The sequence below is a fragment of the Methylobacterium ajmalii genome (assembly GCF_016613415.1).
Taxonomy (GTDB): Bacteria; Pseudomonadota; Alphaproteobacteria; order Rhizobiales; family Beijerinckiaceae; genus Methylobacterium; species Methylobacterium ajmalii.
Window position 1 is genome coordinate 20110 of sequence record NZ_JACWCT010000080.1, and the last position, 10585, is coordinate 30694.

General features: G+C 65.0%; 11 protein-coding genes and 1 pseudogene. 6 read left to right on the top strand and 6 right to left on the bottom strand.

The genetic code is table 11. From position 1 onward, the window contains the following. Positions 1-48 precede the first annotated feature (48 nt). Positions 49-1752 (bottom strand): type IV secretory system conjugative DNA transfer family protein, encoded by a 1704-nt coding sequence (locus HPY23_RS15105; RefSeq protein WP_048463590.1) that lies wholly within the window; start codon positions 1750-1752, stop codon positions 49-51. Positions 1753-2794: 1042 nt separating this feature from the next. Here HPY23_RS15105 and HPY23_RS15110 point away from each other — a divergent pair. Further along, entirely contained in the window at positions 2795-3070 is a 276-nt protein-coding gene (locus HPY23_RS15110; protein WP_048463589.1) for a hypothetical protein, read from the top strand. Positions 3071-3240: 170 nt separating this feature from the next. Then, on the top strand, positions 3241-4257 hold the full coding sequence (locus tag HPY23_RS15115; protein WP_200601991.1) for an IS110 family RNA-guided transposase: 1017 nt from the start codon (positions 3241-3243) through the stop codon (positions 4255-4257). A gap of 308 nt (positions 4258-4565) precedes the next feature. Here the strand turns inward: HPY23_RS15115 and HPY23_RS15120 are convergent. From HPY23_RS15120 to HPY23_RS15135, 4 genes and pseudogenes are all read right to left on the bottom strand, one after another. Next, positions 4566-4823, bottom strand: a pseudogene (locus HPY23_RS15120) (DDE-type integrase/transposase/recombinase); the annotation flags it as partial. 228 nt (positions 4824-5051) lie between these two features. After that, positions 5052-5378 carry a helix-turn-helix domain-containing protein gene (locus HPY23_RS15125; RefSeq protein WP_048463587.1) on the bottom strand — a complete coding sequence of 109 codons (327 nt, stop codon included), beginning with the start codon at positions 5376-5378 and terminating at the stop codon, positions 5052-5054. Then, positions 5375-5704, bottom strand: a complete 330-nt coding sequence (locus tag HPY23_RS34085) for a type II toxin-antitoxin system RelE/ParE family toxin (RefSeq protein WP_082167311.1) — start codon at positions 5702-5704, stop codon at positions 5375-5377. Before HPY23_RS34085 ends, HPY23_RS15125 begins: the two co-directional genes overlap by 4 nt. A 177-nt stretch (positions 5705-5881) precedes the next feature. Further along, positions 5882-7051 carry a tyrosine-type recombinase/integrase gene (locus HPY23_RS15135; protein WP_048463586.1) on the bottom strand — a complete coding sequence of 390 codons (1170 nt, stop codon included), beginning with the start codon at positions 7049-7051 and terminating at the stop codon, positions 5882-5884. Positions 7052-7228: 177 nt separating this feature from the next. Here HPY23_RS15135 and HPY23_RS15140 point away from each other — a divergent pair, with 177 nt between their 5' ends. From HPY23_RS15140 to HPY23_RS15150, 3 genes are all read left to right on the top strand, one after another. Next, positions 7229-8329, top strand: coding sequence for an RHE_PE00001 family protein (locus HPY23_RS15140; RefSeq protein ID WP_099957642.1), 1101 nt, complete (start codon positions 7229-7231; stop codon positions 8327-8329). A 213-nt stretch (positions 8330-8542) separates the two neighbouring features. Then, positions 8543-9079 (top strand): Ros/MucR family transcriptional regulator, encoded by a 537-nt coding sequence (locus tag HPY23_RS15145; protein WP_099957641.1) that lies wholly within the window; start codon positions 8543-8545, stop codon positions 9077-9079. Between the two features lie 182 nt (positions 9080-9261). Then, the gene (locus HPY23_RS15150; RefSeq protein WP_395413968.1) at positions 9262-9738 is read left to right on the top strand and encodes a Ros/MucR family transcriptional regulator; all 477 of its coding nucleotides are present in this window, start codon (positions 9262-9264) and stop codon (positions 9736-9738) included. Positions 9739-10069: 331 nt separating this feature from the next. Here HPY23_RS15150 and HPY23_RS15155 read toward each other — a convergent pair whose 3' ends face one another. After that, positions 10070-10234, bottom strand: coding sequence for a hypothetical protein (locus HPY23_RS15155; RefSeq protein ID WP_164712606.1), 165 nt, complete (start codon positions 10232-10234; stop codon positions 10070-10072). A 73-nt stretch (positions 10235-10307) separates the two neighbouring features. On the opposite strand from HPY23_RS15155, the gene HPY23_RS15160 reads away from it, so the two are divergent. Next, a partial coding sequence (locus HPY23_RS15160; RefSeq protein ID WP_200649642.1) for a transposase occupies positions 10308-10585 on the top strand: 278 nt, incomplete at its 3' end.

Genomic DNA, 10585 nt, shown 5'->3' on the forward strand with positions numbered 1-10585 from the left:
GCAGAGGCCCTCGCGCGAGGGCTGCCGAACGGTTCTGGGTGGCCGTCTTCAGGCGGTCGCCCGCACCGGCGCCACCGGATCGAGCAGGCCGGCAAAGCGCGCGTCGCGGTGGGCGAAGGTCTTGCGCAGCTTGAGCGGGTCGGTGGTGTAGGACGCGCTGTTGAGGAAGACCAGGCTGTGGCGCTGGGTCAGGCGGGCGAGCTCGGAGGCCGGCACCAGCGCCTCAGGTCCGGGCGCCACGCTCTTCGTCTCCCGGCCGGTGGTTGGATCGCGCGAGATCGTCTCCTGCACGCCCGTGAAGGTGCCGAGCGCGTTCGACCAGCGCTCGCGTTCCGCGCCCTGCGCGCCCGAGAGGTTGAACAGCATCAGTGCCTCGGCCGTGTCGCGCAGGATGGCCGCACCCGCTTCACCATAGGTGTCGACGATCTGCGCCTCCGACTGCCAGAAGGTCCACAATGACACGCCGTAGCCCGGCAGCTCGCCAGTCCCGCGCAGGACCGCGTCGAAGCGCCCGAGCACGTAGGCCTCGTCGATGATGACCAGCAGGCGCTCAGCGACAGGCCTGCGCCGCACGGTGCTGAACAGGGCGGCGAGCAACCAGCGCACGTAGGGCGCCATCTCCTTGCGGCGGTCGTCGGCCGGCAGCACGATGTAGAGGTCGGCGTCGCCCGCGCAGAGCGCGTCGAGGCGGAAGCTGTGACCGGTCACGATCCTCTGCATGCGTGGATCCAGCATCCAGCTGAAGCTCTGTGCCGCGGTCGTGAGGATGCTGGCGCGGCTCTTCTCGTCGTCGGAGTCGAGGATGCCGCGCGCGTCGCAGGCGACCGCGTCGTCGTGCCCCTCGAGCGCCGCGCGCAGCACCTCGGGATCGCGCACCAGGGCCGCGGCCTCGGGCGCGCCCTGTCCGGCCCGGATCGCGCATTGGAGCGCTGCCACGATGAGGACACCGGCCCGGTCGCGGAAGAAGGCACCGGCCTCGCTGGTCTGGCCGGTCTCCGGCAGGAGGGCACGGGCCATGCTCTGCAGTTCCAGCACGTCCTCGGGATCGAGGCCGAGCAGCGGGTCCCAGCGATCCATGCCGCCAGCGAGGTCGAGCGGATCGAGCACGTAGACCGTCTGACCCATGCTCTCGCGCCGTCGGCGTACGGCGCGCACGACGTCGCCCTTGGGGTCGATCACCACGGCAGGGCCGGCCCAGGCACCAGGTTCGGGGAAGGCGAGGTTGGGCAGGATCAAGCCGCTGGTCTTGCCCGTGCGTGGCGGCGCGATGGTGAGCAGGTTACCCTCGACCTGCACGCGCACGGCTCGACCCGTATCCGGATCGAGGCCGAGCTCGATGCCCTTGCGCATGCGGGCAAGCGCGCGCGGCGAGGCGAACTGCGCGTCGCCGAAGCGGCGCAGGCGGTGGCGCAGCGGCACGAGGCGCCCGCCCATCAGGATGATGGTGCCGAGCGCGACGGCGGCTCCCCAGACGAGAAGGAAAGCCTCGCGGCCGCCGCCGGGGAGCGCCTGCGCACGGCCGAGCGCCATGTTGAGGTAAGTGCCGGCCATGCGGACAAAGCCGCCGATCCAAGCGCGCAGGCCGCTGCCCTCCGGCGTGAACCAGTCGGCGGGGGTTCCTCGCAAAGACGGCCAGACCCGCGCGTCGAGGCCGTGGCTCGCGAGGTACGCGGCCGGGTAGCCGAGCAGGAAAGTGGCGAGCACGACAACGAGGACGAGGCCGGCGCGGAGAGGAAGGTCGGGACGATGCATGGCGATGCCATAAAGCCGTACACGTGAGCATACGGGATGCGGCGTAGATCAACCTTGAGCGAGCCGGTGAAGTAGCTGTTGACCATCTTGAACAGGACGAGAACGGAGACAAGGCTTCGTTAGAATTGTCTCCGTCAGAGCGCAGCCGGTATGCAAGATCGAGCCGGTGTTCCCTTGTTGTCGCACTCGCTCAGTTCGAGCGCGAACTCATCCGCGAGCGTATCAGCGTCGAGTTGCGAGCTGCGTAAGCGCACGGGCATAAAGAAGGCCGCAGGCCAATGGTCATACTCGACATGCTTGCCTCATCTCGTGCTACTCTGGTTACAAGCCTCACCATGCGCCAGGCTGCCGCTCGCAGGAAGATGTGCCTCCGTATTTTTTCTAGGTATTAATATTATTTTATATTTCGTTTGATCCAATAATTTATACTTTCTCTAGAGCGCACGGCATTATTCATGAGATAGAATGGAACCTCGTTATCATTCTTTGAATTCAATATATTTGGCGTAAGTGGAGCTACTTCATCATTGATACTGAAAATTTGTATTTGGAAATTTTCTATTTTATCATGGATTATTTGTAGTATGTCCATGCTATTTTCTGTATGAAAAACGTCCTGATTTCTTAGATCGCCATCTACATTTCCAATGACTACCGAAAATCTTGCATCTGATATCTCTGATATCTGAAGCAGATTTTGTATATTTAGTCGACAGTTGTCCGACTTAATTTCGAATTTTTGCCTCTTTGCAAGTGTATCGCTAGTCATGAATTGCTTGAATGTCCGCCGCTTTAGCGAAAACCAGTTACTGAATTGATTTATTTCATCTTGTCTCTTCCTGTTAAAGGCTGATCCCATGTCGTCGATAACTGTGTTAGGGCCGCCGCGTGCGAAGTACCCGAAACGGAGATCAAGAATGCCCATATACGCCTCGTTAACCAAAAACTCTGCCGACCGAGTCGCGATCTTTTTGCCTGCAGGCCCCGTACTGGTTGGGTGTCCGCCGCGAGCGGACGGTTTGTAGCGAAAGGGTTTAACGCAATGGTTGAGTTCGGTACTGCGGTTGAGCTCGATGGTGAGCAGATCGTGCCGACCCAGGTGGGCGACATGAGCCTGCAAGTGCCCTTGAGCGACGTTGAGGAACTCGCGATGGGAGTGGTGGGAGCGCGCATCGATGATGCGATCGTCCCCTCGCCGACCCGCCCGGGCTGCTTCAGCATCAGTCTGAACGCCGTGGGGCTGACCCGTGTCGTGGTTACCCAGGAAGAACTGGGCCGCATCGTCCAGCGCTGCCGTGTGATCACGAACATGGCCTAATTATACGAGGGCCGGAGCTGCTACGGCGGCTCCGGCCCTCTGCCTTGGGTCCGTCGACGCCACGAAAGCAAGGTCAACCGGTGGGCGAGGGCCTGATGGTGTGGACGGCCCCTGCTCCGGCATCGCTGTGCCAGGATGAGGTCGTTGGGTCTCATCGGCAGGAGCCGTCCATGGCACAGGTTAGCACCATCGGCCTCGATCTGGCGAAGAACGTCTTCCAGGTTCACGGCCTCGATCCGCAGGGCAAAGTCCTCGTGCGTCGGCCGTTGCGCCGAACCGAAGTCCTGCCCTTCTTCGCCAAGCTTGCGCCGTGCCTGATTGGGATGGAAGCCTGCGGCACCGCCCATCACTGGGCGCGCGAGCTGACGAAGCTCGGCCATACCGTCAAGCTGATGCCGCCGGCCTACGTGAAGCCCTACGTTAAGCGCGGCAAGACCGACGCCGCCGATGCCGAGGCGATCGCGGAGGCCGTTCAACGGCCGACCATGCGCTTCGTCGCCATCAAGACGACCGACCAACAGGCGGTGCTGATGCTGCACAAGGTGCGCGATCTGCTCGTCCGTCAGCGGACCATGCTGATCAACGCGCTCCGCGGGCATCTGGCCGAGTTCGGCATCGTGGCAGCCCAGGGTGCTGTCGGCGTGAGGAGCGCCATCGCGCAGTTCAGGGCCGATCAGGCCAGCCTGCCGGAGTTGGCCCGATCAGCGATCCGCCACCTCATCGGCCAGATTGAGGCGGTCGCCGAGGACGTGAAGAAGGCCGAGACGGAGATCCTCGCCTGGTGCCGGGCCGACGCCGCGAGCCGTCGCCTCCTGACCATCCCCGGCATCGGGCTGATCACCGCCAGTGCGATCGCGGCGGCCGTCCCTGACCCGACCCTGTTCCGCTCTGGCCGTCAGTTTGCAGCCTGGCTCGGTCTGACGCCGCGGTCCCAGAGCAGCGGCGGCAAGGAGCGGCTTGGGAGGATCAGCAAGCAGGGCGACGGAACGATCCGCCGGCTGCTCGTTGTGGGGGCCACGGCGGTGATCCGGGTGGCGCGCCAGGACAATCCCGGACGCGCCTGGGCCAAGCGGCTCCTGGAGCGCAAGCCCGCGCGGGTCGTGTCGGTGGCGCTTGCCAACAAGACCGCCCGGATCGCCTGGGCGGTGATGATGCGCGGCGAGGTCTACAGAGCGCCCGCCGTCTGACGAGATCCCGCCTGCCGGTCCTCTTGCCGGCGACGGGGGTGCGAGGTGCTGAGAGGTGATGACGAACCGGTCGAGCCGGGATTGAGGGGAGCCCGCTTTGCGACATGCGCTTTCAGGCGCGATGGCTTGATAGGGACCTCAGTCGCGGACTTCATCAGGGCCAGCGGCCATGAGCGCCGCGTCGACAGGCCGGACACATGACTGCACCCCGACCGGGCAGCATCCCTTTTCCGCTTGCACCGCAGGGGCCGTCCACACATGTCGCAAACTCGGGTCCAGGCCGCAGAAGGGGCTCTGCCGCCCCGCTCTTACGCTTTGTTCGCGACGGGAAATCCGAAGCAGCAGGCGAGCAGCTGGTTCTGCTCCCGCGCCGTCCAGGCACCCGCATACCCGAAGCCCTTGCGCAGCCACAGCATGGCTTCGAAGCCCCGGATCGTGCGCCACGCCGTGTGGAAGGAGTGGAACCTGCCGACCCGCGACATCGCCCGCTTCAACCGGAAGTGGTCGCTCCCGATCCCCTGCTGCAGGTGCTTGGTGACGTGGTGAGTGGGCGGGCGCGGCAGCACTAGGTCACACATGCAGATCTGATTTAGGAACGGCTGCCCTCAGTCATGACTGAGAAAGACAGCGTACAGTGATCAACCCCCAACACGCTCGTGGTCGCCGAGCTAGCTCTCGACGGCCCGGATCCGTCTCAAGCCGGCTCCATCTATGATGTGCATCTTGATTGAGGCTCGATCACAACGTTATCGCCGTAGTGCTGGTCGAGCTGATGTTGAGCATCCATCAGGACACTACGACGCGAGAGCTCGGCGCACGGCATCTGGCTCACGCTCGATGACGCGTAAGAGCGTCTGCATCGTGGCGTCAGGTCGACGACGCCCTTGCTCGTAGGCTTCCATCGTCCGTGCCGAGATCCGAAATTGTCGCTCGAACTCCTTCGTTGACGGAGCCACCTTGCGCCTGATCGCTTGCACCCGCTCAGGCGTCAGCACATCGTCGGGCACCTCATAGCTCTCGGCTTCGACCTCACCACGCAGGTAGGCGGCCATCTCCTGAAACGCCTCGACCAGATCGTCACCGACCCGAGAGTCGTTAGGCTGCTGAGGGCTCTGCGTCATGGTTCGACTCCTTTGATGCTCGCGATCGCTTCGAGGATCGCCTTCCGTTGCTCCGGTGAGAGGTCATCCCGCTCATTCTTCGGGTAGGCCGTCATCATGAACAGCACTCCTGGCGCGACCGCGACGTAGTAGACGGTGCGCCCACCCCCGCTCTTTCCACGTCCAGGCAGAGGGAAACGCGCTTTACGAGCCCCACGTAGACCACGGATCATGGGGTGCGCTTCAGGGGCTCGGACGATCGACAATTCGATCGCAGCCTGAGCCTCCTCGCTAAGCCCCATGCTCCTCATCGCCCGGACATAGGGCTTCAGCCGGACAACTTTCATGGCCCCATACTACATCACCGTGCTACGACATTGTAGGGGTTTGCACTAACTTCCACGCACTTTGAACGACGCGTTGGGGGTGCGCCTTGACCGACCACAGCCTGTCCCGCGCAAGAGGTCGCTGCCTTTGGCATGCTCTGATCAGGGGGAGCTTTTGTCCAAGCTTTGCCTGGTATCTCAGATCAGCCGGACGGCCTTGCCTTTGTCGATCTCGGCCTCGTTGTAGTAGCGCGCCGCCTGCTGCACCGAGCGGTGCTGCGAGAGCTGCATCGCTTCGGGCAGCGGCACGCCCTGCTTCCCGGCCTCGGTCATGAACCCCGACCGTAGTCCGTGCGCCGAGAACAGCGCCGGGTCGAGCCCGGCTCGGGCGCAGCGCGCCTTCAGGATCGCGTTCACGCTCTGCGGATCGAGCGCCGTCGTGCCGAGAAGACCCCAGCGGTCGATGCGCCGGAACACCGCCCCGCTCTCGATCTTGGCGAGCGTCAGCCAGTCGAGCAGAGCGGTGGCAGCGCGCCCGATCACCACCACGCGGGCGTCGTCCTCGGCCGTGGTGGTTTTGGTGCGTCCGAGCCGGATCGTGATCTTCGCGACCATGGGGCTATCCGGGTCGGCCGGATCGCGTAGCACGGGAGCCTCGCGCACTAGGTCCTCGACCCGCAGGCCCGCCACCTCGGCCCGGCGCCGGCCGCCCGACGCGAAGGCGGCCAGCAGCAAGGCTCGGTCGCGCACGTCGACCAACCGATGCTCGTACAGACAGGTGGCGAGCAGTTTCTCGATGACCGCGGCAGTGACCGCCCGCGCGCTCTTGCGGGCGCGCGGCCGCCGGTTCGCCCGGACGGCCAGCGAGAGGGCGGTGCGCAGGCGCGGCGCCTTGAAGGGGCCTTCGACGCCGCGGAAGCGATGTAGGGTCGACCAGTGGGCGAGGCGCCGGCGCACGGTCGAGACCGCATGGGGGCCGGAGACCCGCAGCAGGCCGCGGGCCCGGAGGGCGTCGGCGACGGCATCGGGGATCCCGTGGCGGGGGTCGCTCTCGCGCTCTGCCGGATCCCAGAGGTGATGAACGACGAACTTCAGCGCCAGGGCCTCGGTTGCCGGCCAGGGCAGGGGGTGGCCGGTGGCAGCCAGGCACCAGGCCTCGAGGTAGCCGAGGTCGGAGGCGAGCGCCCGGAGCGTGTTGGCGCCCATGCCGGAGCGGGCGAGGTGCTTGAGGGTGGCGGCATCTTCGTCGGTGAGGAGGAGGGCGAGGCGCTCGCGGGCATCGAACGGCAGGAGCCCAGCGAGGGCGTCGAGGTCGCGCTCCCGGGCGAGAGTCGGATCCGAGAGGAGAGCAGGGGTGGGATCGGACATCGCGGGCGGGCTTCAGCAGGGATCTAGACCGCATCCAAGCCGATTTAGGGCCCTGAGTCTATCACCATCGATAAGGGCAAATTATCAATGGTCAGGGCAGCACTCACGCAGTGATGCCGGTGCGCGAAGCAAAATGCGTTGTCGCTTCCGTGACGACGCGTTGGTACAAGAAGAACAATGGTTTACCGCCTGCTAGAACCGCTCCCCTGGACCGCCCTCGCCACGCCGCTGGCCGCCGCTGAAGACGCCCTCGCTCGTCTCGACCAGCTCCTCGCCACCAGCCCTCTCCGCGACGGCTGGTGCGCCCGCACCGACTTCGCCGACGCCTGCGCCAGCCTCGCCCTCCACGGCGACCTGGTCCTCCTCGAGGACCTCGTCCTCCACGACGCCGGTCGCGATCGGCACGCCCCCTCGCAGGAGCTCACCCGCGCCCACGCCGTCCTGCGCACCCGCCGCCGTATCGCCACCGCCGAGCCCGGATGGGCTACCAGCCCCACAGGTCTCGCCGTCCTATCCGAGGATCCGGATGGAGCGGGGGACCGCGACCAGGCCCCGATACCAGACGGGCTGTCACTCGAAGCCGCGGACAGGGAGGGGGATTTTGCGGACGTCGATGACGCCTTCGCAGCCGAGCTCGCCGACATCGACGCCCTGATTGCCCGTTCTAGCCGCCTCCTCACCGACCCCGGTCCGGTGAGAGAGAAATCGGCCATGCTCTACGATCCGGAGTGGGGTGAGACCGACCGCCTCAGCAACTGGCGCCAAGTGGTCGCCGATACCCGCACCCTGCCGCCGGTCCTTGCCGCCACCATCGCCTACGATGCCTGGACCGCCCTCGAGCCGCTCCAGCACCGCGCCTGGTTCGGATCCCTGCTCGCCGCCGACCTCCTGCGCGCCCGCGAAAAGGCCCGACACCACCTGCCCACTCTCGCCAACGCCCTCCGCCGCGTGCCCCGCGACCGCTGGCTCGTGCGCGACCCGCTGACCCGCTGGCTGGCTGTCCTCAGCGCCGTCACCGCGGGTGCCGAGCAGGGCATGAGAGATCACGACCGATGGATGCTGGCGCGCGAGGTCCTGCAGGCGAAGGTGCGGGGCAGGCGGGGGAGTTCAAGCCTGCCTCGCCTCATCGACCTCGTGCTTGCCCGCCCGCTGGTATCCACCACGACCATCGCAGACGAGCTCGGCGTCACACCTCGCGCCGCCCAGACTCTCGTGGCCGAACTCGGCCTGCGCGAGCTCACCGGGCGGGGGCGATACCGGGCATGGGGGATCTTATGAGTCGATGTCACGGGTGCGGCGGATCCATGAGCTTCGCAGCGCTGAAGTTGCCGTCGATGGCAGCGGTCCGGTGTGACAAAGTACTGACGAAGGAGTTTATTCTTGAGATTGCCGGGGATCATATGCCGGCAGGGACTTGTCTGACGCCGGCCGTCCTCCATAGGACTTTCCGTGTTCGGATCTGGATGGATCCTCGCGTCAGAAAGGATTTACGTGTCGGACGAGCCCCAAGCCCAACAGCCTGAATTCATCGACCTCGTGGCCGATATCGTGTCGGCCTATGTGAGCAAGAACAACGTCCCGGTCGCCGAACTGGCCGGTTTGATCGCCTCGGTACACGCTTCGCTGAGCGGCCTCGGCCAACCCGCCGCCGCGCCGGCCGAGGACCACAAGATCACACCAGCCCAGATCCGCAAGTCTGTCACCCCGGACGCCATCACCAGCTTCATCGATGGCAAGCCGTACAAGTCGCTCAAGCGGCACCTGACCTCGAACGGCCTGACACCCGACGAGTACCGCCAGAAGTACGGTCTGCCGCGCGACTATCCGATGGTGGCAGCCGCCTACGCGGCCCAGCGCTCCGAGCTCGCCAAAAGCCTCGGCCTCGGCCAACTCCGGCGTGATCGGGCGGCAGCCAAGAAGGTGGCTGAGAAGCGGGCCACACCCGATCCCGTGGTCACCGCGTCGGCCGACGCTAAGCCTGTACGCCGCGGCCGGCCGAAGAAGGCCGAAACCAGCGCAGCCGAGTGACGTCGGATCCTACCAATCCATGGCGACGACAGAGTGCCCGGCGCACGCTGTCGCTCTCGGGCGTGCTCCTCGTTGCGGGAGATTTCGTGATCGCCGCGGTTGGTGTGTATTTCGCCGTTGAGGATGTCGTCCTCCACTGGATCAGGTAGGCGTATCGCCTGCTTAGGGTTGTGCGATCCTGTATGATGCTCGATACGGTGCCATTGTTCGCTCGTGAACCGAGCCATGCAGTGGGAAAGCTTTCCGTGTCGCAACAAGACCAAGGCTCATCGGCTACTCTCGTTGGGCTCGCCGCTGACATCGTGTCGGCTTACGTGTCCAAAAACTCCCTTCCGGTTGCGGCGCTGCCTGACCTGATCGCGTCGGTCCACACCTCGTTGACGAACCTGGGGCAGGCAGTTGCCGAGGAGCCCGAGAAGCTGACCCCGCCGGTGCCCATCAAGAAGACGGTCACCCCGGACTACCTGATCAGCCTCGAGGACGGGAAGCAGTACAGGTCACTGAAGCGGCATCTCTCTACGCGCGGTCTCACCCCGGAGGAATACCGCCGCAAGTGGGGCCTGCCGCATGACTATCCGATGGTAGCAGCTACCTACGCGGCTCAGCGCTCGGAGCTTGCGAAGAACAGCGGATTGGGCCGGCCCCGCAAGGCAGCCTGAGCCCTTCCCAACTACCCCCTGACGACCGGCATCACGCAAAGACGACAGGGGTGCAGACGGGCTCGACCGGTCCAGTAGGGTAGTCCTCTATGGACCGGGACGGCGGCTGCAATGGCCGAGATTGGGAGCATTTTACTTACATTTGAATGCCTGACAGGGTTTGCTGACACCCGCCGGCATTCGCGGCTCTCGCGTAAGTCGCGTCAGTCCCAGCCGGTCCGCCGTCGTGTCAGGAATGGGTCGTTTTTCATACATCCCAATCCCGCCAGCAGAATGACTGCTCGGGGTCGCAAGCAGCTCCTCATACGATCAAGCTGATTGGATTTTGACCCTATGCGTCCACGATGATCCGCGGAGTGAGCGGCACGGTGATCGTGCACAGGAGGCCACCCTGCGCGAGGGTCAGCTTCGTCTGCCCACCCAACTCGTGCGGCAGCATCCGCTCGAGCAGATCGAACCCGAAGCCGCGCCGAGGCGGATCACTCGGGAGGGGCACCCCGGTCTTGGTCAGCCCCCGTCGGAGTGGTCCGCCCTGAAGTATGGCTTTGAGCCGACGGAGGACGGACGCGATGGGAACGAAGAAGCACAAGCCGGAAGAGGTGGTGGCCAAGCTGCGGCAGGTGGACGTGCTGGTCTCGCAGGGGCAGAGCGTGGCTGATGCGATCCGGGCGATTGGCGTGACCGAGGTCACGTATTACCGCTGGCGCAAGGAGTTCGGCGGGCTGAAGTCCGACCAGGTGCGCCGGATGAAGGAGCTGGAGACCGAGAACCAGCGGCTGCGCAAGGCGATCGCGGATCTCACGCTTGACAAGCTGATCCTGCAGGAGGCCGCCCGGGGAAACTTCTG